Here is a 25,938-nt window from a genome sequence, read left to right on the forward strand (position 1 = left end):
AACGTGGATCGCGTAGTGCCGACTCAGCTTTCGCGCGGGCCGCCGGCCCGCACGAAATTCACGCGCTTCAGGAGAATTACGCCCCCGTGTTCGCCACGATAAAGTCCTTCACGCGCTGCGCGTCCGCGGGCAGGACTTCGAAACGCTGCGGCAGCGACTCCAGCCCCGAGAACGCAGCCGGACGCCCTGGTTCGCGCAACAGCGCTTCGCGAATCGTCTCGCCGAACTTGATCGGCTGCGCGGTCTCGAGCACGATCATCGGAACGCCCGGTTGCAGATGTTCGCGCGCCACCTTCAGGCCGTCGGCCGTATGGGTGTCGATCATCGTGTCGTAGCGCTGGAACACATCGCGGATCGTCTCAACGCGGCTATCGTGGCTGCTGCTGCCCGACACGAAACCGAATTCCTTCACGCGAGCAAAGTCGCCGCTCGCCGCAAGGTCGAAACCGCCCTTTTCCTCGACGTCGCGGAACAGTTGCAACACGCGCGCAGGATCGCGGCCGAGCAGGTCGAACACAAAACGCTCGAAGTTCGACGCCTTCGAAATATCCATGCTCGGGCTGCTCGTGTGATAAGTCTCGGCGGCCTTGCGCACGCGGTAGATGCCGGTGCGGAAGAACTCGTCGAGCACGTCGTTTTCGTTGGTCGCGACCACGAGTTGCTCGATCGGCAGACCCATCATGCGCGCGATGTGACCCGCGCACACATTGCCGAAGTTACCCGACGGCACCGTGAACGACACCCGCTCGTCGTTCGACTTCGTCGCGGCGAAATAGCCCTTGAAGTAGTACACGACCTGCGCGACGACGCGCGCCCAGTTGATCGAGTTGACCGTGCCGATCTTGTACTTCGCCTTGAACGCGTGATCGTTCGAGACGGCCTTGACGATGTCCTGCGCGTCGTCGAACACGCCTTCAACCGCGATGTTGAAGATGTTCGGGTCCTGCAGGCTGTACATCTGCGCAGTCTGGAACGCGCTCATCTTCTTGTGCGGCGACAGCATGAAGACGCGAATGCCCTGCTTGCCGCGCATTGCGTATTCCGCGGCGCTGCCGGTGTCGCCCGACGTCGCGCCGAGAATATTCAGCGTTTGGCCGTGCCTGGCGAGCGCGTATTCGAACAGGTTGCCGATCAGTTGCATCGCCATGTCCTTGAACGCGAGCGTCGGACCGTTCGACAGTTCCAGCAGCGACAGCGGCGCGCCGTTCTCGATGCCGAGCGTTTTCAGCGGCGTGATCTGCTCCGCGCTTTCGTCATCGCGCACGTTGCAGTAGGTCTGCGCCGTGTAGGTCTTGCGGGTGAGCGCGCGCAGGTCTTCAGCGGGAATATCGTCGCTGAATCTGGACAGGATCTCGAATGCGAGGTCCGCGTACGGCAACGCGCGCCAACGCGTGAGTTCGTCGGCGCTGACACGCGGGTATTCGGCCGGCAGATACAGGCCGCCGTCTTTTGCCAGACCGCCCAGCAGGATGTCGGAAAAGGTGTGGCGCTCGCCGGCTCCGGCGCCGCGCGTGGAGAGATAGTTCATAGTTCGGCCTAGTTCAGCGCTTCCATGCGCAGCTTCGTGACTTGCGAGACAACGGTCTGCAACGCTTCGATCGACCTGATCGCCACGTTGACGTTCTTTTCAACCGTTTCGTGCGTAATCAGGATGATGTCGGTCTCGCCCTTGCCGTTCGCGTCGACCTGCTCCGATTCCTTCTGCAACAACGCGTCGATGGAGATGCCCCTATCGGCCAGGATGCGCGTGATGTCGGCCAGCACGCCGGTCACGTCCGCTACACGCAGACGCAGGTAATAGCCGCTCGTCACTTCGTCGATAGGCAGAATCGGGGTGCTCGACAACCGGTCCGGCTGGAAAGCCAGATGCGGCACGCGATGCTCGGGGTCAGCCGTATGCAGGCGCGTCACGTCGACCAGATCGGCGACCACGGCCGACGCCGTCGGCTCCGCGCCCGCGCCCTTGCCGTAATACAGCGTGGCGCCGACTGCATCGCCGTGCACGACGACCGCGTTCATCGCGCCTTCCACATTCGCGAGCAGGCGCTTTTCCGGAATCAGCGTGGGATGCACGCGCAGTTCGATGCCCTTGTCGGTGCGCCGCGCGATGCCGAGCAGCTTGATGCGATAGCCGAGTTCCTCGGCGTATTTGATGTCGATCGCCGCCAGCTTGCTGATGCCTTCCACGTAAGCACGGTCAAACTGCACCGGCACGCCGAACGCGATCGCGCTCATGATCGTTGCCTTGTGCGCGGCGTCCACGCCTTCGATGTCGAAGGTCGGATCGGCTTCGGCGTAACCGAGTTCCTGCGCGGCTTTGAGCGCAGTCGCGAAGTCGAGCCCGCGGTCGCGCATTTCCGAAAGAATGTAGTTCGTGGTGCCGTTGATAATGCCTGCGATGTACTGGATGCGATTGGCCGTCAGCCCTTCGCGCAGCGCCTTGATGATCGGAATACCGCCCGCGACCGCCGCCTCGAAAGCCACCATGACGCCGTTCGCGCGTGCCGCTTCGAAGATCTCCGTGCCGTGCACCGCGAGCAGCGCCTTGTTAGCCGTGACCACGTGCTTGCGGTTTCTTATCGCGCGCAGAACGAGGTCGCGCGCGACGCCCGTGCCGCCGATCATCTCCGCCACGATGTCGATCGACGGATCGTCGACCACCGCGTTGAAGTCGTCGGTCAGCGCGACGCTGGCGGCGTCGGCGCCGAGAGCCGCGGTCGCCTTCGCGGGATTACGCACGGCAATGCGCGCAATCTCGATGCCGCGGCCCGCGCGGCGTTTGATTTCTTCCTGATTGCGGCGCAGTACCGTGAAGGTGCCGCTGCCTACCGTGCCGAAGCCCAGCAGTCCAACTTTGATCGGTTCCATGCAGCGTGTCGTCGAATAGATGTTTAAAAAGTGCCCCAACCCTGGCGCTTCGCGCCAGGCCCCCCGAGGGGGCGAGAAAACTTGGGGTCGGCCCGGCGTTTTCAAATGCCCCCAACCCTGGCGCTTCGCGCCAGGCCCCCCGAGGGGGCGAGAAAACTTGGGGGCGGCCCGGCGTTTTCAAGTGCCCCCAACCCTGGCGCTTCGCGCCAGGCCCCCCGAGGGGGCGAGAAAACTTGGGGGCGGCCCGGCGTTTTCTCACAAGGAAACGGATATCGGTGTGGCGCGCCGTGCACCACATTGTGCGCTAGGCCGTATGACGTTTGCGATAACCGTCGAGAAAGCGCGCGATCCGGTTGATGGAATCCGCGAGGTCGTCCACGTTCGGCAGGAACACGACGCGGAAATGATCCGGCGTTTTCCAGTTGAAGCCCGTGCCCTGCACGAGCAGCACGCGCTCTTCCAGCAACAGATCGAGAATGAACTGCTGATCGTTCTGGATCGGATAAACCTTTGGATCGAGGCGCGGGAACATGTACAGCGCCGCTTCGGGCTTCACGCAGCTTACCCCGGGAATCGACGTCAGCATGTCGTAGGCGAGTTCGCGCTGTTTGTAGAGGCGCCCGCTTGGCATGATCAGGTCGTTGATGCTCTGATAGCCGCCAAGCGCGGTCTGGATCGCGTACTGGCCGGGCACGTTCGGACACAGGCGCATCGACGCAAGAATGCCGAGCCCTTCGAAATAGTCTTTACCGTGACGGCGGTTCTCGCCAGTCAGGCCCGAAATGAACATCCAGCCCGCGCGATAGCCGCACGAGCGGTAGCTCTTCGACAGGCTGTTGAACGTGACGGTCAGCACGTCTTCGGAGAGCGCCGCCATCGACGTATGCGTTTTGCCGTCGTAGACGATTTTGTCGTAGACCTCGTCGGCGAAGATCACGAGGCCGTGCTGGCGCGCGATTTCGATCAGGCCGAGCAGCAGTTCGTCCGAATAGAGCGCGCCGGTCGGATTGTTCGGGTTGATGACGACGAGCGCGCGCGTGTTCGGCGTGATTTTCGCGCGGATGTCGTCGAGGTCCGGCATCCAGCGGTTCCCTTCGTCGCAGATGTAATGCACCGGCGTTCCGCCCGCGAGGCTCACGCCCGCGGTCCACAGCGGATAGTCGGGCGCGGGCAGCAGCACCTCGTCGCCGTCGTTGAGCAGCCCCTGAAGCGCCATCACAATCAGCTCGGACGCGCCGTTGCCGATGTAGATGTCGTCCAGCTCGACGCCATGCACGCCTTTTTGCTGCGTGTAATGCATGATCGCCTTGCGCGCGGCGAACACGCCTTTGGAATCCGAATAGCCAGACGAGCCCGGCAGATTCAGGATCATGTCCTGAATGATTTCGTCCGGCGCCTCGAAACCGAACGGCGCCAGATTGCCGATGTTCAGCTTGATGATGCGGTGGCCTTCTTCTTCAAGCCGTTTCGCATGTTCGAGGACGGGCCCGCGAATGTCGTAGCAGACATTCAACAACTTGTTGGATTTGAGAATCGGTTTCACGGCGGGCACTTCATCCTGGTTAATGGGGCTTAGGGCTTAGGGCTTAGGGCTGGGGCCTCGAGCCTGGGCGAAAAAGCGCCGACAGACTAGTCAACGCGCAACGCTACGCGCGGGGCAGATTCGCCGGGACTGGAAACCGGACGCGGTGGGCCCAGATCGAGGCCGCCCTTTGCAGCCACTTCTTGAAGCCCTTGCTGAACCTGTTCAGCGCTTCGCGGCGAATTGCGCCGGGCAGCAGCGAAAGTGACAAAAGCAGACAAAAAGCGGAACAAAAGTGGACGAAAGCGGGCAAAACCAGGGCAGGTAGCCGATGGGCCCGCCCCCGGATCGTCAGCGCGGCTTATGGCGGCGGTGAGCGGAGGGCGCCGCTGGGCGGCTAAAAAGTTATAATTTAGCGGATTTTGGCCGACTTCCGCAATGCACCAACCGCAACGGGAGCTTTTTCGGCCCTCTCGTGTCCCACTCGCGTCTGACCGCCCTGTTCGCATTTCCCCGATCAGGCCGCCAACACGCATGATGTCTCGCGACGATTTCGGAAAACGAATTTGAAATTACATCAGGATTCCAGCGGCGCCCTCAACACTGTGACCGGCTACGGCGCCGGCTATGTCGAAATCAACCTCGTGCGTCATTCGGGCAGCCTCCTCGTGCTGCCTGAAACGCCAGTCATTGCCTGGCCTGTTTCGTCCTTCGAGCAACTGAGCCCCGAACTTTTCGCCATGCTGGTGGACCCCGCGCCCGAGGTGGTGATATTCGGCAGCGGCGAGCGGCTACGCTTTCCGCATCCGCGGCTGACCGCCGCGCTCACCGCTAAACGCATCGGCGTCGAAACCATGGACTTCAAGGCCGCCTGCCGCACCTACAACATTCTGATGGCCGAGGGCCGCAAGGTCGCGGCCGCATTGCTGATCGAAGCGTAGCGCGTGCCGAACCGGTAATCGCGGCTGGTCCCGGCGGCGGCGCGACGGTTCAAGGTCGATGCCGACGCACCGCCCGCCCTCGCCGCGTCACGCACGATCACGTACACTGCGCGCCATCGGCGCCATGCCGGCAGCTCAATACGCGCGATTGCGGCATGCATCGTCATGAGTACGCGAACTGTTTGGGCGGTCGCCGCGGATGCCGGCGGCGGATCACCGGGGCACGCAACGCATAAGCAACGGCGCACGAAGCCCGCTGCGCATGAGCGCACAGAACTGGCCGTCGGGCGTAGGCGGCCGCCATTTCCGAATAACAACGCAGCGCCGCCGATGCGGCGTCGCCAGAAAGGTTTAAATTCATGAACGATACGCCGTCGAGGCTACCGCTCAACCGCACCACGATCCTGCTGCTGGTGCTGGCCCTTGCCGTCATCTGGTTTGTACCGCTCGGCTGGCGCCATCTGCTGCCGAGCGACGAAGGGCGCTACGCCGAAATGGCGCGCGAAATGTTCGTCACCGGCGACTGGATCACGCCGCGCTACAACGGCTATAAGTACTTCGAGAAGCCGCCGCTGCAAACGTGGGCGAACGCGCTCACGTTCGCGTGGTTCGGCATCGGCGAATGGCAGGCACGGCTCTACACTGCGCTCACGGGCTTTGCCGGCGTGCTGCTGATCGGCTTCACCGGCGCGCGCGTGTTCAACGCGGCGACGGGCGTGTTCGCGGCGCTCGTGCTGGCGACCTCGCCGTACTGGAACCTGATGGGCCACTTCAACACGCTCGACATGGGCCTGTCGTTCTGGATGGAGCTGACGCTGTGTGCATTGCTGCTCGCGCAGCGCCCCGATCTGAAGACCTCGTGCGTACGCGGCTGGATGTGGGTGTGCTGGGGCTCGATGGCGCTCGCGGTGCTGTCCAAGGGCCTCGTCGGAGTAATACTGCCGGGCGCCGTGCTGGTGCTCTATACGCTGATCGCTCGCGATTGGGCGCTGTGGAAACGCCTGCATCTAATCGGCGGCGTGATCGTGTTCTTCGCGATCGTCACGCCGTGGTTCGTGCTGGTGCAGCAGCGCAATCCGGAATTCCTCAATTTCTTCTTTATCGTTCAGCAGTTCAAGCGCTATCTGACGCCCGAGCAGAACCGGCCGGGGGCGTTCTATTACTTCGTGCCGGTGCTGATCATCGGTTTCCTGCCGTGGCTTTCGGTAACCGTGCAAAGCGTGCGTCACGCATGGCGCCTGCCGCGCCAGCCGAATGGCTTTGCGCCGGTCACGATAATGCTGGTTTGGACCGTCTTCATCTTCCTGTTTTTCAGCGCGTCGCATTCGAAGCTGCTCTCATACACACTGCCGATCGCGCCGCCCATTGCGCTGCTGATCGGCATGTACCTGCCGCTCGTCACGCGCGACCAGTTGCGCCGCCACCTGGCTGGCTATGCACTGTTTCTCGTAGTCGCCGCGTTCGCCGCGCTGTTTCTGCCGCGCTTCGGCACCCAGCGCAATCCCGCCGAACTCTATGCGGAGTACCGCACCTGGGTTCTTGCGGCGCTCGCCGTCGCCTTCGCACTGACGCTCGCCGCGCTCTGGCTGAATCGCCGCAGCCGCGCCGGCAGTCTCGCTACCATCGCCAGTTTCGGCGCGGCGTGGCTGCTGCTCGGCACGATCGCGGGCATCGGTCATGACATCTTCGGCCGCCTCAGTTCCGGCGCGCCGCTCGCGCCCGCGATCAAGGCGCAGATGGCGAAATTGCCGGCCGACACGCCCTTCTACTCGGTCGGCGTACTCGATCACACAATGCCGTTCTACGTCGGCCACACGATGACCATGGTCGAGCATCCGGACGAGCTGGCGTTCGGCGTGTCCGTGGAGCCGCAGAAATGGCTGCCGTCGGTCGATGCGTGGATCGAGCGCTGGAAGGCGGATCGCTACGCGCTGGCGCTGATCCCGCCGTCGACCTACGACCGGCTTCTCAAGGAAGGCTTGCCGATGCAGGTGATCGCCCGCGACTCCCGCCGCGTCGTCGTGATGAAGCCGCTTCCGGCGTCGGGCGCAGCGGCCGCGCCGGTAGAAAAACCACAACAATGACCCCATATCAGGATCTGATCATTCGATGAACCCGATTTCCCTCTTTTGTATCCTCGCCGGCGTCACGTTGAACGCAGGCGCGCAGTTGCTGCTCAAAGCCGGAACGAATGCCGTTGGACACTTCGAATTCACCCGTGCGAACATCGTGCCCATCGCCTTTCGCCTTGCGACGCAGCCGCCGATTATCGGCGGCCTCGCCTGCTATGTGATCAGCGTTGCGGTCTGGGTGATCGGGCTGTCGCGCGTGGATGTGTCGATCGCGTATCCGATGCTGTCGCTCGGCTATATCGTCAACGCTTTCGCGGCGTGGTATCTGTTCGGTGAAGTGCTGTCGGTGCAGAAGCTGGTCGGCATCGGCGTCATCCTGCTCGGTGTGGTGATCCTCGCGCGCAGCTAGCCGCGCCGCGGCAAAGCTGCCGCAAAGATAACGTAAGCCGGCATCCATGCCGACCAAGCAAAACGTAAGGTTGATCGCGGTATGCTCCGCGGTTTGCACCCTTTTTAGCCTTGTCCTGGATTTGCGCGTAGTGTGTGTCGACTGCGCCCTTCGGGCCGCGGCCCTTTCGATCGAGCGAAGCATTCATGACCCAGTCAACCGTTCCGTCTCTGCCGTTCCTGCCGTTCGTAAAACCGGAAATCGATGAAGAAACGATTCGCGGCGTAGCCGACGTCCTGCGCTCCGGCTGGATCACCACCGGCCCGCAGAATCAGAAATTCGAGGCGGCGCTGTCCGAGTTCTGCGGCGGCCGTCCGGTGCGGACCTTCAACTCCGGCACGGCGACGCTCGAAATCGGGCTGCGCATTGCCGGCGTGGGCGAAGGCGACGAAGTGATCACGACGCCGGCCTCCTGGGTCTCGACCAGCAACGTGATCTATGAAGTCGGCGCGACGCCGGTGTTTGCCGACATCGATCCAGTCACGCGCAACATCGACCTGAACCTGCTCGAGAAGGCGATCACGCCGCGCACCAAGGCGCTGATTCCGGTTTACCTGTCCGGCCTGCCCGTCGACATGGACCGTCTCTATGCGATCGCCCGCGCGCACAAGCTGCGCGTGGTGGAAGACGCCGCGCAGGCGTTCGGCTCGACGTGGAACGGCAAGCGCATCGGCGCGATCGGCGACATGGTCTCGTTCAGCTTCCACGCGAACAAGAACCTCACGTCGATCGAAGGCGGCGCGCTGGTGCTGAACAATGAGGAAGAAGCCGTCCTTGCCCAGAAATACCGGCTACAAGGCATCACGCGCACGGGTTTTGACGGCATGGACTGCGACGTGCTCGGCGGCAAGTACAACCTGACGGACGTCGCCGCACGTGTCGGCCTGGGCCAACTACCGCATCTGGAACGCTTCCTCGCGCAGCGCAAGAAACTCGTGCGCGCATACTTCGACGGGCTGGAAGGCGGCGCGGCACTGAAGCTGGGTGTCGGCCTGCCGTTCGCCGACTTCGAGAACAGCAACTGGCACATGTTCCAGATCACGCTGCCGCTCGAAAAACTTTCCATCGACCGCGCCGGTTTCATGAGCCAGTTGAAAGAACGCGGCATCGGCTCGGGCGTGCACTATCCGGCCATTCATCTGTTCTCGCTCTACCGCGCGCGCGGCTTTACAGAAGGCATGTTCCCGCACGCCGAGCGTTTCGGCGCGACGAACGTCACGCTGCCGCTCTTCACGCTGATGAATGAAGGCGACGTGGAGCGCGTATGCCGCGCGGTCAACGAAATTTGCGAACAACACGGAAAATAAGCGGAAATGATTTATACGGAACAACGCGCCGCCGCACCGGAAGTGTCGATCATCATTCCGGTGTACAACGAGGAAGCCGGGCTGGCGGAGCTCTTCGTGCGACTCTATCCAGCGCTCGACGCGCTCGGCACGTCGTATGAAGTGATCTTCATCAACGACGGCAGCCGCGACAAATCGGCCGCGCTGCTCGCCGAGCAGTTCCGCGCGCGCCCCGACACGACTCGCGTGATCCTGCTGAACGGCAACTACGGTCAGCACATGGCGATTCTCGCGGGCTTCGAGCAGTCGCGCGGCGAGATCGTCATCACGCTCGACGCCGATCTGCAAAACCCGCCGGAAGAAATCGGCAAACTCGTTTCGAAGATGCGCGAAGGCTTCGACTACGTCGGCACGATCCGCCTGCAACGCCAGGACAGCTTGTGGCGCCGCAAGGCTTCGCGCGCGATGAACCGGCTGCGCGAGCGGATCACGCGCATCAAGATGACAGACCAGGGCTGCATGCTGCGCGCGTACAGCCGGCACATCATCGACACGATCAATCGCTGCGGCGAGATCAACACGTTCATTCCAGCGCTTGCGTACACCTTCGCGCAGAATCCGGTCGAGATCGAAGTCGCGCACGAGGAGCGCTTCGCCGGCGAATCGAAGTACTCGCTGTATTCGCTGATCCGCCTGAATTTCGACCTGGTCACCGGCTTCTCGGTTGTGCCGCTGCAGTGGCTGTCGTTCATCGGCGTGATCCTGTCGCTCGGCTCGGCGGCGCTGTTCGTGCTGCTGCTGATTCGCCGCTTCATCATCGGGGCGGAAGTTCAGGGTGTGTTCACGCTGTTCGCCATCACGTTCTTCCTGCTCGGCGTGATCATCTTCGCGCTCGGGCTGCTCGGCGAGTACATTGGCCGCATTTATCAGCAAGTGCGCGCACGTCCGCGCTATCTTGTGCAGACTATTCTCGAACAGCGGGACGGCACGGCAGTGGCCGAAACGCCGCGTCAAACGCTCGTGCAAGGCGTGCAAAGCGTTCAAGGCATTCAGTCCGCGCCGCTCGCCGATCATCACGACGAGGGTCCGAACCGATGAAACCGCGCGCCGTCGTATTCGCGTATCACAACGTCGGCGTGCGCTGCCTGCAGGTGCTGCTGGCGCGGGGCGTCGACGTCGCGCTCGTTGTCACCCACGAAGACAGCCCGACCGAGAACATCTGGTTCGGCAGCGTGGCAACGGTCGCGGCCGAACACGGCATTCCGGTCGTCAAACCCAACGACCCAAAGAGCCTGGAACTGCGTGCGGCCATCAGCGCGGCGCGCCCGGACTTCATCTTTTCGTTCTACTACCGCCATATGTTGCCGGTGGAATTGCTCGCGCTCGCCGCACGCGGCGCTTACAACATGCACGGCTCGCTGCTGCCGAAGTATCGCGGCCGCGTGCCGACGAACTGGGCCGTGCTGCACGGCGAAACCGAAACCGGCGCGACGCTGCACGAAATGGCCGCGAAGCCCGACGCGGGCGCGATCCTCGCACAAACGCCGGTGCCGATCCTGCCCGACGACACGGCCGCGCAGGTGTTCGACAAGGTCACAGTGGCCGCGGAGCAGACGCTCTGGCGCGTCTTGCCCGCTTTGCTCGCAGGCGAAGCGCCGCATCTGCCGAACGATCTGTCACACGGCAGCTACTACAGCGGGCGCAAGCCGGAAGACGGCCGCATCGACTGGACCCAGCCGGCGCAGCAGGTCTACAACCTGATCCGCGCAGTCGCGCCGCCGTATCCCGGCGCGTTTACCGAAGTCGGCGGCCGGCGTTTTGTCGTTGCGCGGGCGCGTCTTGCGGCGCCCGGCGCGCTTCGTTCAGATTTGCCGCCGGGCCTGCACGTAAGCGATAATGCCGTTTTTGCGATATGCGGCGACGGCCGCGCGCTCACCATCCACGAATTGCGGCATCAGCACGACGGCACCGAAACCGTTGTCACGCCGGCCGAATTCGCCCAGTTCATCCAAACTCCCCGTCATTCATGAAAACCGAAGGTTTCGCTAAAAAAGTCCTGATTCTCGGTGTGAACGGCTTCATCGGCCATCACCTGTCCAAACGCATTCTCGAAACGACCGATTGGGAAGTCTTCGGGATGGACATGCAGACCGAACGTCTCGGCGATCTCATCAATCATGAGCGGATGCACTTCTTCGAAGGCGACATCACGATCAACAAGGAGTGGGTCGAATATCACATCAAGAAATGCGATGTGATCCTCCCGCTGGTCGCGATCGCCACGCCGGCCACGTACGTGAAGCAGCCGCTGCGCGTGTTCGAACTCGACTTCGAGGCGAACCTGCCGATCGTGCGTTCGGCCGTGAAGTACGGCAAGCACCTCGTGTTTCCGTCGACCTCCGAGGTCTACGGCATGTGCACGGACGAGCAGTTCGATCCGGAAGAATCGCAGCTGTCGTACGGCCCGATCAACAAGCCGCGCTGGATCTACGCGTGCTCGAAGCAGTTGATGGACCGCGTGATCTGGGGCTACGGCATGGAGGGCCTCAACTTCACGCTGTTCCGTCCGTTCAACTGGATCGGCCCGGGCCTCGACTCGATCTACACGCCGAAGGAAGGCAGCTCGCGCGTGGTCACACAGTTCCTTGGCCACATCGTGCGCGGCGAGAACATCAGCCTCGTCGACGGCGGCGCGCAAAAGCGAGCGTTCACGGACATCGACGACGGCATCGGCGCGCTCATGAAAATCATCGAGAACAAGAACAGCATCGCCACGGGCAAGATCTACAACATCGGCAATCCGACCAACAACTTCTCGGTGCGTGAACTCGCGCACAAGATGCTCGCGCTCGCTGCGGAATTCCCGGAATACGCCGACACTGCGAAGAACGTCCAGCTCGTCGAAACGTCGTCGGGCGCTTACTACGGCGCGGGCTACCAGGACGTGCAGAACCGTGTGCCGAAGATCGACAACACGATGCAGGAACTCGGCTGGGCGCCGAAGTCGACTTTCGACGAAGCGCTGCGCAAGATTTTCGAAGCGTATCGCGGCCACGTCGGCGACGCGCGCGCGCTCGTCGAACAGCAATAAGGGCCGATCCTTGGCCCGTATTGTCCTGAAGATCGACGTCGACACGCTGCGCGGCACGCGTGAAGGCGTGCCGAATCTCGCGCGCATTTTCGACCGCTTCAAGGCGCGCGCCACCTTCCTTTTCAGCCTCGGTCCCGACCACACCGGTTGGGCCATGCGCCGCGTGCTGCGCCCCGGCTTTCTACAGAAGGTGTCGCGCACGTCGGTGGTCGAACATTACGGCGTCAAGCAGTTGATGTACGGCGTGCTGCTGCCGGGGCCGGACATTGGAGCCAAGGCGTCGGCGGAAATGCGCGCGATCCACGAAGCCGGCTTCGAGTGCGGCATTCATACGTGGGATCACGTGTACTGGCAGGACAACGTGCGCTCGAAAGATCGTGCGTGGACCGCGGCGCAAATGCAGAAAAGCCACGACCGTTTCGTCGAAATTTTCGGCGGGCCGCCGCTCACGCATGGCGCGGCCGGCTGGCAGATGAACGGGCATGCGTTCGAGCAGATCGACGCGTGGGGCATGCACTACGCGTCCGATGGCCGCGGCCACTCGCCGTATCTGCCGGTCGTCGACGGCAAAACGCTCGCGCATGTGCAGATGCCCACTACGCTGCCCACGCTCGACGAAGTGCTCGGCGTCGACGGCGTGGACGAGCGGAACGTAGCCGCCTTCATGCTGAAGCACACCGAAAACAATCCGCACGATCAGGTGTTCACGCTGCATGCGGAACTCGAAGGACAGAAGCTCGCGCCGATCTTCGAACAATTGCTGGAAGGCTGGCGCGCACAAGGCCACACGTTCGCGACAATGGGCGACTACTACGTCACGCTGGACCGCGGCGCGCTGCCATCGTACCCTGTTACGTGGGGCGAAATTCCAGGGCGCTCCGGCGAGCTGATCGTCCAGCCCTGACCGGTCAGTTGGCATGCTCAGTTGACGCACTCTGTTGACATATGCATTGAGATGCCTGGCTGCCGCCGGCCCTGACGACCCAACCGCCACGCGAGAATCTGCGCGCACCGGTAGCCCCTCCCCCCAACTCGATGCCAGGCCGGCGCCGCCGTGTCGGATTCACACGGCGGCGCCGGCCATAACAACCGGAGAACCTCGTGCCCATCGCAGTCGACCAACTCATCCCCGACTTCACCGCTCCCGCTACCGGAGGCGAGATCACGCTGTCCAAACTGCGGGGCAAGAAGGTGGTGCTGTATTTTTATCCGAAGGACAACACGCCCGGCTGCACGACTGAAGGTCTGCAGTTTCGCGATCTGTATCCGAAGTTCAAAAAGGCCGGCGCGGAAATCCTCGGCGTGTCACGCGACAGCCTGCGCTCGCATGAGAACTTCAAGGCAAAGCTCGAACTGCCCTTTCCGCTGGTTTCGGATCCGGAAGAAAAACTGTGCGCGCTCTTCAATGTCATCAAAATGAAGAAAATGTATGGCAAAGAAGTACGGGGAATCGAACGCTCCACGTTCCTCATCGACGGTGAAGGTGTGCTGCGCCAGGAGTGGCGCGGCGTCAAAGTGCCCGGGCATGTCGACGAAATTCTGGAGGCTGTACAAGCGCTTTGAGGCGCGTTATATTGGGTTGCAATGAGTGCCTGTCCACCCCAAATCTTTCGTCGCTGCGCCGGACTTGACGGCCGCTTTGCCCGACTTGTCGGGCCCGTCCGAGTCATCAGGCGCAACGCGAGTACCGTAGGCGAGCCGCTTGTCCCGTACGCCGGGGCGGCGGCTTTTTTAATTGCGCGCAGCCGTTCGTTTACTCGGCCGCGCGTTTCCGTTAAGGAGCCGATCGAAGACCAGGCGAACCGGCATCTCTAGACCGAATGCGCGCCTCCGGGCGCAAACTGCGTGCGCAACATCGGCACCGGCAGAATGCGACAGGCGGCGCACGATATGTGACCCGATTATTTCGAGGGAAACCATGCCTTTGCCTACCCCCCCGAGCAAGCTCGGCAATCTCCTGCCACCTGACGAATACAAGGCCAAAGCCGCCACGCCGGCGCGCTCCGCCGCGAAGAAACAGGCTGAAGGGGAATCCGCGGAGTCGGCCGATTACGGCCGCACGAACGTCGCCACGCCAATGGCGCATGCCGCCAATGCCGCGACCACCTTGCGACCGGTGCCGGCATCGTCGGCTGCCGCTACGGCGTCCGCAGTCGTGGGCCAGGCCGCCCAGGCGCGCGGCGCGTCGGGCTCCGGGCGCAAGACCAAGCAAACCGCAGCGCTGCTGCAACCGGTTCCCGCTAGCCGTCCGCAAGCCGAGCCTTCCGCACCCGCTGCGGCGCCGCAGCCGGCCATCGCACGTGCGCCGAGCGCAAAGCAACCCGCGGCGACCCCACCCGCGGCCGCGCCCGCCGCACGCGGCACGACGAAAAAAGGTGGGACGGCCGGCCAGCCGGCCGACGTCCAGAAGCTCTTCGTGCTCGACACGAATGTGCTGATGCACGACCCAAGCTGCCTGTTCCGTTTCGAGGAACACGACGTCTATCTGCCTATGATGACGTTGGAAGAACTCGACAACCACAAGAAAGGCATGTCGGAAGTCGCGCGCAACGCTCGCCAGGTGAGCCGCACGCTGGACGCGCTAGTGGCGAACGCCGGCAATATGTCCGACGGCATTTCGCTCGCGCGTCTGGGCAGCCGCGAGGCGTCCGGGCGTCTGTACTTCCAGACCAAGCTCACCGCGATCGAGCCGGTCGAAGGTCTGCCGCAAGGCAAAGCCGACAACCAGATTCTCGGCGTCGTGCGCGCATTGCAGCGCGACCGGTCGGATCGTCAGGTCGTGCTGGTGTCGAAAGACATCAACATGCGCATCAAGGCGCATGCGCTGGGTCTGCCCGCCGAAGACTACTTCAACGACCAGGTGCTCGAAGACAGCGACCTGCTGTATTCGGGCATCCGCGCGTTGCCGCAAGACTTCTGGACGAGGCACGCCAAGGGCATGGAGAGCTGGCAGGACACCAAGACTGGAACCACGTATTACCGCGTGACCGGTCCGCTGTGCCCCTCGATGCTGGTCAACGAGTTTGTGTATCTCGAGCCGCAGAACGGCGAGCCGGCGTTTCACGCGCTGGTGCGCGAGTTGAACGGCAAGACGGCGTTGCTGCAAACACTGCGCGACTACGGTCACCACAAGAACAACGTGTGGGGCATCACGGCGCGCAATCGCGAGCAGAACTTCGCACTGAACCTGTTGATGAATCCCGAGATCGACTTCGTGACGCTGCTCGGCCAGGCGGGTACCGGCAAGACGCTGGTTGCGCTCGCGGCGGGCCTCGCGCAGGTACTCGACGACAAACGCTATAACGAGATCATCGTGACGCGTGCGACGGTGCCGGTCGGCGAAGACATCGGCTTCCTGCCCGGTACGGAAGAGGAAAAAATGCAGCCGTGGATGGGCGCATTCGACGACAACCTCGAAGTGCTGCAGAAAACCGACGACGCCGCGGGCGAATGGGGCCGCGCCGCGACCCAGGAGTTGATCCGCTCGCGCCTGAAGATCAAGAGCATGAACTTCATGCGCGGCCGGACGTTCGTCGACAAGTATCTGATCATCGACGAGGCGCAAAATCTGACGCCGAAACAGATGAAGACGCTGGTCACGCGCGCGGGTCCGGGCACGAAGATCATCTGTCTGGGCAACATCGCGCAGATCGACACGCCTTATCTGACGGAAGGCAGTTCGGGTCTGACGTACGTTGTCGATCGCTTCAAGGGCTGGGCTCACAGCGGGCATGTGACGCTGGCGCGCGGCGAGCGTTCGCGTCTTGCGGATTACGCGTCGGAAATTCTTTAAGAAATCAGCCGCCTGGCCTTAATGCGAAGCCGCGCCCCGAATATCCGGGGCGCGGCTTTTTTATTGCCACATTCATTGCCGCGGCGTCTTTGGCGAACAACACTTAGCGCATGAACTTCAAGTAATTTGTCAAGAATTCTTGCCGCTCCTTCGTTTCACCGGCTACCATCCGGACATCGTCCGTCTTTAAACGAGCGTTTACCGCTTTCCTTTTTCATGCGCCGACTTGCCTTCTCGCTGCTGACCGTCCTGCTGCTCGCCGCCTGCGCCGGCGCGCCGCAAAAGACGTCGTCGCGCGGCTCGGCAAGCTCGCTCGCCGTGGCAAACGGCGCTTACCGCGCGCCGCCGCCGGGTTTTCTGAACTTCGTGGATCACAGCATCGGCCGCGAGGAAATCTCGATTCAGGCGATGAGCCTCGTCGGCGTGCCGTACCGCTGGGGCGGAAACACGCCCGATAGCGGCTTCGATTGCAGCGGCCTAGTACGCTATGTCGTCGCGCGCGCGGCTTCCGTGAACCTGCCGCGCACGACCGCCGACATGAGCGGGCGTGGCGAATCAGTGGAACCGGACGGGATCGCGCCGGGCGATCTGATTTTCTTCAACACGACCGGTCGCCCGCACTCGCACGTGGGCATCTACGTGGGCAAGCTGCGCTTTGTCAATGCGCCGTCGACGGGTGGCACAGTGCGGCTCGATTATTTGACCAATCCGTATTGGGCAAAGCGCTTTGACGGCATCCGCCGCGTGGCCGGCCCGGCCGCGAAGCCGGCGCCGTTCGATGCGCCAAGCTATCAGGCTGCGGCGCCGCAGCAAGAAGGTGCGGCGGGACTGGCGACGGCGGCGACCGTGGCATATGCAGGCGGTCAAACTAGTGCGGCAAATGCACCACCGCCAGCGACGAAGGCAGCACCGGGCTATGCCGCAGGTGCTTCGCCGTCTCGGACACTCACTCGCGTGACAGCCGCGCCGCACGCGCCATCGACCGCTGACTCCGCTTCTGCGGCCATCGCCGTCGCGCGGACACCGCAAGCGGATCCATTTGAACCACCGCCGCCCGGTATGAGCGCGGCGCAGATTCAGGCGCGCGCAGCAGGTGCGGTGTCGCCTGTGCCAGTTGCGTCCGCTCAAGCAAGTGCCTATGACGCCAGCGGCAGCGCTTCAGCTCAACGGCAGCCCACCCCGGCCGCACGCGCGGCGATTTCGCAGGCGGCAACCTCTGGCGCACCGGACGCAATCGATGCCGCCGCCGATGCGTTCGAACCGCCACCGCCCGCTTCTGTTGCCGCACGTCAGGCGCGCCAGGCACAGCAGACGCCGCAGGCACAAGCCGACGATGGCAGCGTGCAGATCATGCGAGCCTCGACGGCCTCACGAGGCATGCCCGTGCCCTCACAAACTAGCGATGATCCGATTGCCCGTTTTGCTAATGGGAATTTTTAACGGAAAGGTGGCTCGCTTGTGCGGCGGCAGGGAAACAGCGATTCGTGATCCGGACGCTGTTCGAAGTCAGCGCGCACGATCTGCTGGTTGCTTGAAATGACGCGGAGCTTAACGGTGGTTTGCCGCGCAGGAACGTGCAGTGAACGTTGCGAGACTCCAACAAGGACTGCAAGGCACGCCCATCCTGATCGTCGCCGGCGACCGACAGCAGCGTGGTCCGGGCGCCAAGATTGATCGTGTTGACGACCACATTGGCCGCCCCGCCCGCCACGTGCACATCAACCGCCTCCAACATTGCGGGACGTCTTAACGACACGCACCGGCGCTTCGATGACGCGATAGTTCGGCTCGCGAGTACTTTCTATAAGAACTTGGAGTGCGCGCATTAAGTCGGTTCCGTTTTTATTACTTCGTTATCCTTAGTTATTAACACTGAGCACAGAAAAACCGCGCAACCCAGACGCGCACGCTTTTTCACAAATGAGACGGGCAACCGAGGCCACGCTGATGTCCCCACTCAACGAATGATGCAAATCGGACTCGTCCGACTGGCACATTCATTAATCTTCTCCGATCGCGGCTCACCGAGCACACACCGACCGCCGATCTGCTATCGTCATCGGTATTCTTCCGAAGCGGGTGGCGATAATGGATCTCGGACTGAAAGAAAAAGTGGTGCTGATCACGGGCGGCAGCAAGGGAATCGGTTTTGCGTGCGCCCGGGCTTTTGCGCTGGAGGGCGCGAAGGTTGCAATCGTCTCGCGCGATCCCGCCAATCTGGCGCGCGCCTATGAACAGTTGAAACAGGAAGGTCTGCATGTGCATCGCACACGCGCAGATCTGCACGAACCGCACGGCGCCGCCGACATCGTCGAGGAAGTCAGCGCCGCCGTCGGCCCAATCGACGTGCTGGTGAACAGCGCGGGCGCGGCGCGCCGCTATGACCCCGAAACGCTCGACGCCGACGCATTCCGGGCCACGATGGAAGCCAAGTATTTCCCCTACATCTATCCACAGCAGGAAGTGCTGCGCCGCATGGCCGAGCGCGCGAAATCGGGCCATGGCGGCGATCCGGGCGCCATCGTCAATATCATCGGTATGGGCGGGAAGATTGCGAGCGATATCCACATCGCCGGCGGCGCCGCCAACGCCGCCCTGATGCTGGCGACCGTCGGCCTCGCCCACTACTACGCGCGCTACGGCATTCGCATCAACGCGATCAATCCGGGCGCGACGCTGACCGAGCGCGTCGAAGAAGCGGTCACGCTGGAAGCAACGCAGCAGGGCATTCAGAGCGCGGAAGCGCTGGCTCGTGGGCAGGCCAAGGTGCCGCTCGGACGCTATGCGAAGCCGGAGGAAATCGCCGATGTCGCGCTGTTTCTGGCGAGCCGCCGCGCGAGCTATGTCACGGGCGCCATTGTGCCGATGGATGGAGGCAGCACGCCGCTGATCTGATCGGCGTGCTGCTTGGGCGCTTTGAGAGCTTTGTCGTAGGGTTGTGGTCGGCTGCGGACGGTCTTTGCGTCCGCACTGCAACCGTGACTTACAGCAAGCGGTGCCCGAGCCACCAGGCGGCGGCGGCGAGCGCCGCTGAGGCCGGAATCGTCAGAATCCACGCCCAGACGATGTTGCCGGCCACGCCCCAGCGCACCGCGCTCAGTTTCTGCGTCGCGCCCACGCCGACAATCGCGCCGGTAATCGTATGGGTGGTGGATACCGGAATGCCAAGCCACGAGGCCGTGAACAGCGTGATCGCCCCACCCGACTCCGCGCAAAAGCCGCCGACCGGCTTCAGCTTAGTAATTTTCTGACCCATCGTCCGGACGATTCGCCAGCCGCCAAATAAGGTGCCTACACCCATCGACAGATAGCAGCCCCCGATCACCCACAACGGCGGCGCCTCCGCGATCGACGACGCATAGCCGGTCGCGATCAGCAGCATCCAGATGATGCCGATGGTTTTCTGCGCGTCGTTACCGCCGTGGCCCAGGCTGTACAAACCGGCGGATACAAGCTGCAGGCGCCGGAACCGCCGGTCGACCTTGCTGGGCGGCGTACGGAAATAGATCCAGGACACCGCCAGCATGAAAAACGAGCCCAGCACGAAGCCAAGCAGCGGCGAAACGAAAATGAACGTCACCGTCTTCATGAGGCCGTCGAAATTGAGCGAGCCCCAGCCGGACTTGGCAAGCGCCGAGCCCACGAGCCCCCCGATCAGCGCGTGCGACGAACTCGACGGAATGCCGTAATGCCAGGTGATCACGTTCCAGCCGATCGCGCCCACCAGCGCGCCGAAAATCACGTAATGATCGACGATGTTCGGATCGATTGTGCCCTTGCCAACAGTCGCGGCCACTTTCAGGTGAAACACGAAATACGCGATGACGTTGAACGCGGCGGCGAACGCCACCGCCTGCTGGGGCTTCAGCACGCCGGTGGACACCACGGTGGCGATCGAGTTGGCCGCGTCGTGAAAGCCGTTCATGAAGTCGAAAACGAGCGCGACGGCGACCAGGCCGGCGACGACCCAGATAGCGAGTTGTATCGATTGCATTATGCGTTTTCCAGCACGATGCCTTCGATGATGTTCGCTACGTCTTCACACTTGTCCGTGATCGTTTCGAGCAGTTCGTAAATAGCTTTCAGCTTGATCAGGGTCTTGACGTTGTCTTCCTCGCGGAAGAGTTTCGACATAGCCGAGCGCAGCACGCGGTCGGCCTCGGACTCGAGGCGGTCGATTTCCTCGCAGGCTTTCAGAATCTGGCTGGCCTGTTTCATATCCGACAACAGGCTGACGGCGAACTGCACGCGCTCGGAAGTCGCCGTGCAGATGTGCGCGAGCTGGCTCGCCTCGGAGGTGACCGACTGAACGTCGTAAAGGGAAATTGCGGTGGCGACGTCCTCCATCAGATCGAGGATATCGTCCATCGTAGTGATCAGCTTATGGATCTCATCACGGTCGAGCGGCGTGATGAACGTCTTGTGCAGCAGGTCGATGGTTTCGTGGGTGAGCTTGTCGGCAGCCTTTTCGGCCTTCTGCACGTTTTGTTTGTGGGTTTCGGCGTCTTGCAGATTGTCGATCAGCAGCTCGAGTTCGCGGCTTGCAGAGACGATGCACTGTGCGTGCGCATTGAAAATATCAAAGAACTTGCCCTCGGTGGGCATGAATCGACCGAACATTGGGATCCCGAAAATTGGTCACATAATGGCTGACATAAAACCGCCATATTGTACCGTTGCGGGATCGATGTAGCACTTTGCAAAGCGCCGTTACAACGCCCGATTGCCTTGGCGCCGCTTTTTTCGCTGATTGCGCTTTACTCGCTGTAGAAATTCTGGGCGCCGGCAAAGTTATCGAACTTCGTATATTGACCGTGGAACGTGAGCCGAACGGGTCCGATCGGGCCATTCCGCTGCTTGCCGATAATGATTTCGGCGGTGCCTTTATCGGGGCTGTCCGGGTTATACACTTCGTCCCGGTAGATAAACAGGATCACGTCGGCGTCCTGTTCGATAGCGCCGGATTCCCGCAGGTCCGACATGATCGGCCGCTTATTCGGCCGTTGTTCCAGACCCCGGTTGAGCTGGGACAAAGCAATGACCGGTACATCGAGTTCCTTGGCGAGACTCTTGAGGGAACGCGAAATTTCGGAGATTTCCGTTGCACGGTTTTCGCCGGACGACGACCCGCTCATCAATTGCAGATAATCGATGATGATCAAACCCAGCTTGCCGCACTGGCGCGACAGCCGGCGCGCGCGGGAGCGCAGTTCCATCGGGTTCAGGCCGCCGGTTTCGTCGATGAAAATCTGCGCCTCGCTCATTTTCTGCACGGCGTGCGTCAGCTTCGGCCAATCCTCGTCGGTCAGACGGCCCGTTCGCATGCGGTGCTGATCGAGCCGGCCAACCGAGCCGAGCATACGCATGGTGAGTTGGGAGCCCGGCATTTCCATCGAGAACACGGCGACTGGCAAGCCGTACTCCACGGCCACGTATTCGCCAACGTTCATCGAAAACGCCGTTTTACCCATCGACGGACGCCCCGCGACGATGATCAGTTCGCCGCCATGCATGCCCGAGGTCATGCGGTCGAGGTCGACGAAGCCAGTCGGCGTGCCGGTCACGTCGCTCGGATTGGCGGTGTGATACAGCGTGTCGATCCGCTCGACCACCTGGGTTAGCAGCGGTCCGATTTCGAGGAAGCCCTGCGTGCCGCGCGCGCCGTCCTCGGCGATCGAAAAAACCTTCGATTCGGCCTCGTCCAGCAGTTGCCGGACCTCCTTGCCTTGAGGATTGAACGCGTCGGCCGAGATTTCGTCGGCGACGGAAACCAGCCGGCGCAGCACCGCGCGGTCGCGCACGATTTCCGCGTAGCGGCGAATATTGGCGGCGCTCGGTGTGTTCTGCGCGAGTGCGTTCAGATAGGCGAGACCGCCGACCTCTTCCGCCTTGCCCGCGGTGCCGAGCGCTTCATAAACGGTGATGACGTCGGCCGGACGCGTGGCCGCGATCAATTTGCCGATGTGCTCGAAAATGAGGCGGTGATCGTAGCGGTAGAAATCGCTTTGCGACAGAAAGTCGGCGATGCGGTCCCATGCCGCATTGTCGAGCAGCAAGCCGCCCAGCACCGATTGCTCGGCCTCGATCGAATGCGGCGGGACTTTCAGCGACTCGAGCTGGGGATCTTTGGACGGTGCGTTCATGGAGACGAATTATCGTGGAATCGGGCGACCGCGGCCAGCGGGAGAATCAAAAATGACGGGCACAAAAAAGGCAGGGGCCGGTTGCCCGGCCCCTGCCTTCAGCCAGCAACATCCTGGCCAATACTATCTGATGCGTGATGCGGTCGGCTTGGACGCGTCGGCTTAAACGTGCTCGCCGAGCACCGACACCGTCACATCCACAACCACGTCGGTGTGCAGCGAAACCTGAACCGGGTGGTCGCCCACCAGCTTCAGCGGGCCTTCCGGCAGGCGCACTTGCGCCTTTTCCACTGCGAAGCCTTGCTTGACCAGTGCTTCGGCGATGTCGGCGTTCGTGACCGAGCCGAACAGACGGCCGTCGACACCGGCCTTCTGACCGATCTGGACCGTCGAGCCTGCCAGCTTTTCGCCTTGAGCCTGAGCGGCAGCCAGCTTTTCAGCGGCGGTCTTTTCGAGTTCAGCGCGGCGGACCTCGAATTCAGCCAGCGCTTCTTTCGTTGCACGGCGAGCCTGCTTGTTCGGGATCAGGAAGTTACGTGCGTAACCGTCCTTGACCTTCACGATATCGCCCAGGTTGCCCAGATTGACGACTTTTTCCAGAAGAATGATTTGCATTCGGATGCTCCTTATCGCGTCGTCGGGTTAGGCCTTGTGCTGGTCGGTGTACGGCACCAGCGCGAGGAAACGTGCGCGCTTGATTGCCGTGTCCAGCTGGCGTTGATAGTGCGACTTCGTACCCGTGAGACGCGCCGGCGTGATCTTGCCGTTTTCGCCGATGAAGTCCTTCAGCGTTTCGAGGTCCTTGTAGTCGATATGATCGACGTTAGCGGCCGTGAAACGGCAGAACTTCTTGCGCTTGAAGAGCGGATTTTGTTGCTGACGACGCTTGTCGAATTTCTTACCAGTCGGGCGGGGCATGTTCAGTCCTTTCCAATGTCCTGCAATGCTGTGATGTGAAATACCAGAGTTCTCGCGTTGCGGTGCTTTTTCGCCAGGAAGCCTGTGAAGAGCGTTTCCACGCCCATCGGACAGCTTTCCAGCTTACCGCTCGCCTCGCCCGCGGCTACCGCCTGCATGGTCAGTTCGACTTGCCGGGCAATGCCGGCTTCGACCACTTCCGTGCGGTGGTGCAACGTGCAGCCTGCAATCGGAACGCCGGCGGGGGTATACCGCACCGCTTCGCGTTCGACGACGCTGGCCTTGAGTTGCAGCCGGTTCATGAAGCCTTTGACGAGGGTGACGCTTGGTCTGGTAGCTTAAATAATGTGTCTTAAGCCTGCGCTTCGGACGGTTGCGTAGCAGCCGACTTCTTGGCTTCTTCGCGCTGCACTTCCTTCATCATCGGCGACGGGCCGGTTTCGGCCTTCTTCATCTTGACGATGAGATGACGCAGAACGGCGTCGTTGAACTTGAACGCGTGTTCCAGTTCGTCGAGCGTGGTCTGGTCGCATTCGATGTTCATGCAGACGTAGTGAGCCTTCGCGAGTTTCTCGATCATGTAGGCCAGTTGGCGACGGCCCCAGTCTTCGATACGGTGGATCTGGCCACCGTGCGACGTGATCGTGCTCTTGTAACGCTCGATCATGGCGGGCACTTGCTCGCTCTGATCGGGATGCACGATAAAGACGATTTCATAATGACGCATACACACTCCTTGTGCTGACTTTTGGATAGAAGCCACCCGGGCGTCTGAACCGGTGTGGCAAGTGAGAAGCCGAAGAGTGTAACCCGGTTGGGGCCGGGTTGCAAGGCACCGCATTGTCCCGTCACGTGATTCAGGCGTGTTTTCAAGGATTTAGGGGCACTTGCCGAGCCGGGCTCGCTCATCACGCGATGGCCACCGCGGGGCGTCCTGCCTCAAAAACGCCGCCGAGACGATTGCCTCCCGCTGTCCGCATACGCGAACCGGCAAGCCGTCCGCCGTTTGCGGGCCGCTTCTACGAGCCCGCCTCCGTCCGTTCGCTGCCGCCTTGCAGGCGCGCGGTCAGCGCCTTCTCCAACGCGCTAAGCGCATCCGGCGCCGCATCGCTAATGGCCCACCACGTCATGCCTTCCGCGTTCCAGTGAGCGATCGAATAGCCTTCCCGGCCAAGCGTCGCCGGGGCCGCACCGCTCGCAGCGCGGGCTTCCACGGACTGCGGAAAAACGTACACGTCGATGACATGCTTCTGGTAGCGGTACACCAGCACGGCAACCCGCTGATGCGCAAGGTAATCGAGCCGGCCGCCTTCCAGCGCAAAGCCGCTCGCCGCCAGATTCTCGACCGGCGGCGAATAGTCCAGCCGGCCGTTGAACCAGGGCTTGACGGTATGCCGGTCCGTCGAAATTACGTCGATGTCGCGCCCCGACACCTGCGCGCGCACGTGGCTCGCGACGAGTTCGTCCGCAAACGGCGCGAAGTCCGCGGGACGGCGCAGGTTCAGCGTAACAGCCACGCCCACGGCGCACAGCGCGACGACCAGCGCCGCCAGCCAGCCTGACGCGAATGGCCCCCCCGAACCACCGAACGCTACCGGCCCGCCCGTGCCGCCTTGCGCAAGACGCCCGCCGCTCAACCATCTGTCGAGCCAGCCGAACCGCCACCGGGGCGAACGCCGCGGCTGCGGCAGCGTGCCGGCGGCGACCGCGTCGGGCGTTTCCGTCGTCGTAGGGTCAGCGCTTTCTGCGTCCGGCAGACCAGCCACGATACGCGCCCGCAGCGACTGCGGCGCGCGATGATAAGGCGCCGTGCGCAGCGCACGGCTCATCGCGTGAAGGTTTTTGCTTTCGCGCCGGCAGGCCTCGCAGCTCTCGATATGCTGCTGCACGCGCCGCGCATCCGGCGCGGGCAATTCATGATCGGCGTTCGCATCGAGGAGCGGCCGCGCTTCGCTACAGTCCATCTGGCGTCTCCTGAGCGTTGCCGGCGGCAGCGCCGCCGGGGTTGTTGAGCGGCCGGGCATTGGCCACTGCGCGAAGCGGCGTCACGGAGGCTGTCGGTATGACGGATGGCGAACCCCGCGCCGCGCCGCTTTGTCGGCCTCCTGCGTCGTCTTGAAAACCTGACTCAGTGCCGGAACGCGCCTGACACGCCGATTCAGCCCCCGACTCAGACCCGCCCCCCGCGGCTTGCTGCGACTTCCGCGGCGCGCCGCGCGAAACCGGCCCCGGCGGCGTTCCTGGCAAACCGTTGCGCGGCTCCGCGAGCAGCGCCGCCAGCTTGCGACGCCCGCGCGCGAGCCGCGACATCACCGTGCCGATCGGCACATCGGCCACGTGCGCGATCTCGCGGTAGCCCATCTCTTCCAGCTCGCGCAAGATCAGTACTTCGCGATACTCAACCGGCAACAGCGCGAGCGCTTCGTGCACGCGCCTCGTATCCTCGTCGCGAATCAGCAGCGCCTGCGGATCGGCGCCGCCCGCGCTCCAGCCGTCGAAAACGGCGTCGTCCATCGTGTCGTCGAACTCGACCGTTTCGTGCGACGACGCGCGCCGCCGCCACTCCGTGTACCAGGTCCGCCGCACGATCGCGAGCAGCCAGGGCCGCGCCGAATCGCCGCGAAAGGTGTCGAAGAAGCGGAACGCGCGCATGAACGCTTCCTGCACGACGTCGTCGGCATCGCTCGGATTGCCGCATAGCCAGCGCGCGAGGTTGTACGCGGCGTCCAGATGCGGCAGCACGAGCTGCTGGAAACGGCGGCTTTGCGCGGCATCGGTCTCACCATTTATGCGAACGGCGTCTGAATCGGTCTGGACCACCTCGGCCCTCCGGGGGATGTGCGGCTACGCTGTGCG

The 25,938-nt window shown here is 62.7% G+C and carries 25 protein-coding genes; 12 read left to right on the plus strand and 13 right to left on the minus strand.

The genetic code is table 11. The annotated features are described in order from the left end of the window. Positions 1–76: 76 nt before the first annotated feature. The 3 genes from thrC to C0Z16_RS21150 all read right to left on the minus strand — a co-directional run bounded on the left by thrC (position 77) and on the right by C0Z16_RS21150 (position 4,420). A complete protein-coding gene (thrC, locus tag C0Z16_RS21140; protein ID WP_102634048.1) occupies positions 77–1,528 on the minus strand; it encodes a threonine synthase in 1,452 nt (483 codons plus the stop codon). An 8-nt stretch (positions 1,529–1,536) separates the two neighbouring features. Further along, the gene (locus C0Z16_RS21145) at positions 1,537–2,868 is read right to left on the minus strand and encodes a homoserine dehydrogenase (protein ID WP_102634049.1); all 1,332 of its coding nucleotides are present in this window, start codon (positions 2,866–2,868) and stop codon (positions 1,537–1,539) included. A gap of 304 nt (positions 2,869–3,172) precedes the next feature. Next, complete coding sequence (locus tag C0Z16_RS21150; protein WP_102634050.1) at positions 3,173–4,420, minus strand: pyridoxal phosphate-dependent aminotransferase; 1,248 nt, start codon at positions 4,418–4,420, stop codon at positions 3,173–3,175. Positions 4,421–4,956: 536 nt separating this feature from the next. Between C0Z16_RS21150 and C0Z16_RS21155 the strand changes: the two genes are divergently transcribed. The 11 genes from C0Z16_RS21155 to C0Z16_RS21205 all read left to right on the plus strand — a co-directional run bounded on the left by C0Z16_RS21155 (position 4,957) and on the right by C0Z16_RS21205 (position 17,461). After that, positions 4,957–5,331, plus strand: coding sequence for an Mth938-like domain-containing protein (locus tag C0Z16_RS21155; RefSeq protein WP_102634051.1), 375 nt, complete (start codon positions 4,957–4,959; stop codon positions 5,329–5,331). 359 nt (positions 5,332–5,690) lie between these two features. After that, complete coding sequence (locus C0Z16_RS21160) at positions 5,691–7,415, plus strand: glycosyltransferase family 39 protein (protein ID WP_102634052.1); 1,725 nt, start codon at positions 5,691–5,693, stop codon at positions 7,413–7,415. A gap of 25 nt (positions 7,416–7,440) precedes the next feature. Continuing rightward, complete coding sequence (locus tag C0Z16_RS21165; protein WP_102634053.1) at positions 7,441–7,812, plus strand: SMR family transporter; 372 nt, start codon at positions 7,441–7,443, stop codon at positions 7,810–7,812. A 185-nt stretch (positions 7,813–7,997) separates the two neighbouring features. Then, entirely contained in the window at positions 7,998–9,158 is a 1,161-nt protein-coding gene (locus C0Z16_RS21170; protein ID WP_102634054.1) for a DegT/DnrJ/EryC1/StrS family aminotransferase, read from the plus strand. A 6-nt stretch (positions 9,159–9,164) separates the two neighbouring features. Continuing rightward, positions 9,165–10,235, plus strand: coding sequence for a glycosyltransferase (locus tag C0Z16_RS21175; RefSeq protein WP_102634055.1), 1,071 nt, complete (start codon positions 9,165–9,167; stop codon positions 10,233–10,235). Further along, positions 10,232–11,167, plus strand: a complete 936-nt coding sequence (locus C0Z16_RS21180) for a formyltransferase (RefSeq protein ID WP_102634056.1) — start codon at positions 10,232–10,234, stop codon at positions 11,165–11,167. Before C0Z16_RS21175 ends, C0Z16_RS21180 begins: the two co-directional genes overlap by 4 nt. Continuing rightward, positions 11,164–12,228 (plus strand): bifunctional UDP-4-keto-pentose/UDP-xylose synthase, encoded by a 1,065-nt coding sequence (locus C0Z16_RS21185; RefSeq protein WP_102634057.1) that lies wholly within the window; start codon positions 11,164–11,166, stop codon positions 12,226–12,228. Before C0Z16_RS21180 ends, C0Z16_RS21185 begins: the two co-directional genes overlap by 4 nt. A gap of 10 nt (positions 12,229–12,238) precedes the next feature. Further along, positions 12,239–13,132, plus strand: coding sequence for a polysaccharide deacetylase family protein (locus C0Z16_RS21190; protein WP_102634058.1), 894 nt, complete (start codon positions 12,239–12,241; stop codon positions 13,130–13,132). Between the two features lie 197 nt (positions 13,133–13,329). Continuing rightward, the gene (locus C0Z16_RS21195) at positions 13,330–13,791 is read left to right on the plus strand and encodes a peroxiredoxin (RefSeq protein ID WP_102634059.1); all 462 of its coding nucleotides are present in this window, start codon (positions 13,330–13,332) and stop codon (positions 13,789–13,791) included. Between the two features lie 355 nt (positions 13,792–14,146). After that, positions 14,147–16,021: a PhoH family protein gene (locus C0Z16_RS21200; protein ID WP_102634060.1), complete on the plus strand. Its 1,875-nt coding sequence runs from the start codon at positions 14,147–14,149 to the stop codon at positions 16,019–16,021. 216 nt (positions 16,022–16,237) lie between these two features. Continuing rightward, positions 16,238–17,461, plus strand: coding sequence for a C40 family peptidase (locus C0Z16_RS21205; RefSeq protein ID WP_102634061.1), 1,224 nt, complete (start codon positions 16,238–16,240; stop codon positions 17,459–17,461). On the opposite strand, the gene C0Z16_RS21210 is transcribed toward C0Z16_RS21205, so the two are convergent. After that, positions 17,445–17,756: a PfkB family carbohydrate kinase gene (locus C0Z16_RS21210; protein ID WP_244201294.1), complete on the minus strand. Its 312-nt coding sequence runs from the start codon at positions 17,754–17,756 to the stop codon at positions 17,445–17,447. The genes C0Z16_RS21205 and C0Z16_RS21210 overlap by 17 nt on opposite strands. 353 nt (positions 17,757–18,109) lie before the next feature. On the opposite strand from C0Z16_RS21210, the gene C0Z16_RS21215 reads away from it, so the two are divergent. Next, positions 18,110–18,916 carry an SDR family oxidoreductase gene (locus tag C0Z16_RS21215; protein ID WP_102634062.1) on the plus strand — a complete coding sequence of 269 codons (807 nt, stop codon included), beginning with the start codon at positions 18,110–18,112 and terminating at the stop codon, positions 18,914–18,916. Positions 18,917–19,004: 88 nt separating this feature from the next. Here C0Z16_RS21215 and C0Z16_RS21220 read toward each other — a convergent pair whose 3' ends face one another. The 9 genes from C0Z16_RS21220 to C0Z16_RS21260 all read right to left on the minus strand — a co-directional run bounded on the left by C0Z16_RS21220 (position 19,005) and on the right by C0Z16_RS21260 (position 25,902). Then, positions 19,005–20,015, minus strand: coding sequence for an inorganic phosphate transporter (locus C0Z16_RS21220; protein ID WP_102634063.1), 1,011 nt, complete (start codon positions 20,013–20,015; stop codon positions 19,005–19,007). Next, positions 20,015–20,641, minus strand: coding sequence for a DUF47 domain-containing protein (locus C0Z16_RS21225; RefSeq protein WP_027798850.1), 627 nt, complete (start codon positions 20,639–20,641; stop codon positions 20,015–20,017). Before C0Z16_RS21225 ends, C0Z16_RS21220 begins: the two co-directional genes overlap by 1 nt. Positions 20,642–20,778: 137 nt before the next feature. After that, positions 20,779–22,164, minus strand: a complete 1,386-nt coding sequence (locus C0Z16_RS21230) for a replicative DNA helicase (protein WP_102634064.1) — start codon at positions 22,162–22,164, stop codon at positions 20,779–20,781. Between the two features lie 162 nt (positions 22,165–22,326). After that, complete coding sequence (gene rplI / locus C0Z16_RS21235; protein ID WP_102634065.1) at positions 22,327–22,779, minus strand: 50S ribosomal protein L9; 453 nt, start codon at positions 22,777–22,779, stop codon at positions 22,327–22,329. A 27-nt stretch (positions 22,780–22,806) separates the two neighbouring features. After that, a complete protein-coding gene (gene rpsR / locus C0Z16_RS21240) occupies positions 22,807–23,082 on the minus strand; it encodes a 30S ribosomal protein S18 (protein ID WP_012432802.1) in 276 nt (91 codons plus the stop codon). A gap of 2 nt (positions 23,083–23,084) precedes the next feature. Further along, entirely contained in the window at positions 23,085–23,384 is a 300-nt protein-coding gene (gene priB / locus C0Z16_RS21245) for a primosomal replication protein N (protein WP_102634066.1), read from the minus strand. Positions 23,385–23,434: 50 nt separating this feature from the next. Next, entirely contained in the window at positions 23,435–23,809 is a 375-nt protein-coding gene (rpsF, locus tag C0Z16_RS21250) for a 30S ribosomal protein S6 (protein ID WP_006048823.1), read from the minus strand. 292 nt (positions 23,810–24,101) lie between these two features. After that, positions 24,102–25,046, minus strand: coding sequence for an anti-sigma factor family protein (locus C0Z16_RS21255; protein WP_102634067.1), 945 nt, complete (start codon positions 25,044–25,046; stop codon positions 24,102–24,104). Continuing rightward, on the minus strand, positions 25,036–25,902 hold the full coding sequence (locus C0Z16_RS21260) for an RNA polymerase sigma factor (RefSeq protein ID WP_102634068.1): 867 nt from the start codon (positions 25,900–25,902) through the stop codon (positions 25,036–25,038). The genes C0Z16_RS21255 and C0Z16_RS21260 overlap by 11 nt, the downstream gene beginning before the upstream one ends. Positions 25,903–25,938 lie beyond the last annotated feature (36 nt).

Origin of the sequence: Paraburkholderia rhynchosiae (assembly GCF_002879865.1) — a bacterium.
GTDB classification, from domain to species: Bacteria; Pseudomonadota; Gammaproteobacteria; order Burkholderiales; family Burkholderiaceae; genus Paraburkholderia; species Paraburkholderia rhynchosiae.

Excerpts from the sequence above, each read along its gene's own strand:
- C0Z16_RS21220 (WP_102634063.1), bottom strand. The coding sequence starts at position 20,015 with ATGCAATCGATACAACTCGCTATCTGGGTCGTCGCCGGCCTGGTCGCC.
- C0Z16_RS21255 (WP_102634067.1), bottom strand. The coding sequence starts at position 25,046 with ATGGACTGTAGCGAAGCGCGGCCGCTCCTCGATGCGAACGCCGATCAT.
- rpsR (WP_012432802.1), bottom strand. The coding sequence starts at position 23,082 with ATGCCCCGCCCGACTGGTAAGAAATTCGACAAGCGTCGTCAGCAACAA.
- C0Z16_RS21175 (WP_102634055.1), top strand. The coding sequence starts at position 9,165 with ATGATTTATACGGAACAACGCGCCGCCGCACCGGAAGTGTCGATCATC.
- C0Z16_RS21165 (WP_102634053.1), top strand. The coding sequence starts at position 7,441 with ATGAACCCGATTTCCCTCTTTTGTATCCTCGCCGGCGTCACGTTGAAC.
- C0Z16_RS21185 (WP_102634057.1), top strand. The coding sequence starts at position 11,164 with ATGAAAACCGAAGGTTTCGCTAAAAAAGTCCTGATTCTCGGTGTGAAC.
- C0Z16_RS21145 (WP_102634049.1), bottom strand. The coding sequence starts at position 2,868 with ATGGAACCGATCAAAGTTGGACTGCTGGGCTTCGGCACGGTAGGCAGC.
- C0Z16_RS21205 (WP_102634061.1), top strand. The coding sequence starts at position 16,238 with ATGCGCCGACTTGCCTTCTCGCTGCTGACCGTCCTGCTGCTCGCCGCC.
- C0Z16_RS21180 (WP_102634056.1), top strand. The coding sequence starts at position 10,232 with ATGAAACCGCGCGCCGTCGTATTCGCGTATCACAACGTCGGCGTGCGC.
- C0Z16_RS21200 (WP_102634060.1), top strand. The coding sequence starts at position 14,147 with ATGCCTTTGCCTACCCCCCCGAGCAAGCTCGGCAATCTCCTGCCACCT.
- C0Z16_RS21215 (WP_102634062.1), top strand. The coding sequence starts at position 18,110 with ATGGATCTCGGACTGAAAGAAAAAGTGGTGCTGATCACGGGCGGCAGC.
- C0Z16_RS21225 (WP_027798850.1), bottom strand. The coding sequence starts at position 20,641 with ATGTTCGGTCGATTCATGCCCACCGAGGGCAAGTTCTTTGATATTTTC.
- priB (WP_102634066.1), bottom strand. The coding sequence starts at position 23,384 with ATGAACCGGCTGCAACTCAAGGCCAGCGTCGTCGAACGCGAAGCGGTG.
- thrC (WP_102634048.1), bottom strand. The coding sequence starts at position 1,528 with ATGAACTATCTCTCCACGCGCGGCGCCGGAGCCGGCGAGCGCCACACC.
- C0Z16_RS21230 (WP_102634064.1), bottom strand. The coding sequence starts at position 22,164 with ATGAACGCACCGTCCAAAGATCCCCAGCTCGAGTCGCTGAAAGTCCCG.
- rpsF (WP_006048823.1), bottom strand. The coding sequence starts at position 23,809 with ATGCGTCATTATGAAATCGTCTTTATCGTGCATCCCGATCAGAGCGAG.
- C0Z16_RS21170 (WP_102634054.1), top strand. The coding sequence starts at position 7,998 with ATGACCCAGTCAACCGTTCCGTCTCTGCCGTTCCTGCCGTTCGTAAAA.
- C0Z16_RS21160 (WP_102634052.1), top strand. The coding sequence starts at position 5,691 with ATGAACGATACGCCGTCGAGGCTACCGCTCAACCGCACCACGATCCTG.
- C0Z16_RS21210 (WP_244201294.1), bottom strand. The coding sequence starts at position 17,756 with ATGTTGGAGGCGGTTGATGTGCACGTGGCGGGCGGGGCGGCCAATGTG.
- rplI (WP_102634065.1), bottom strand. The coding sequence starts at position 22,779 with ATGCAAATCATTCTTCTGGAAAAAGTCGTCAATCTGGGCAACCTGGGC.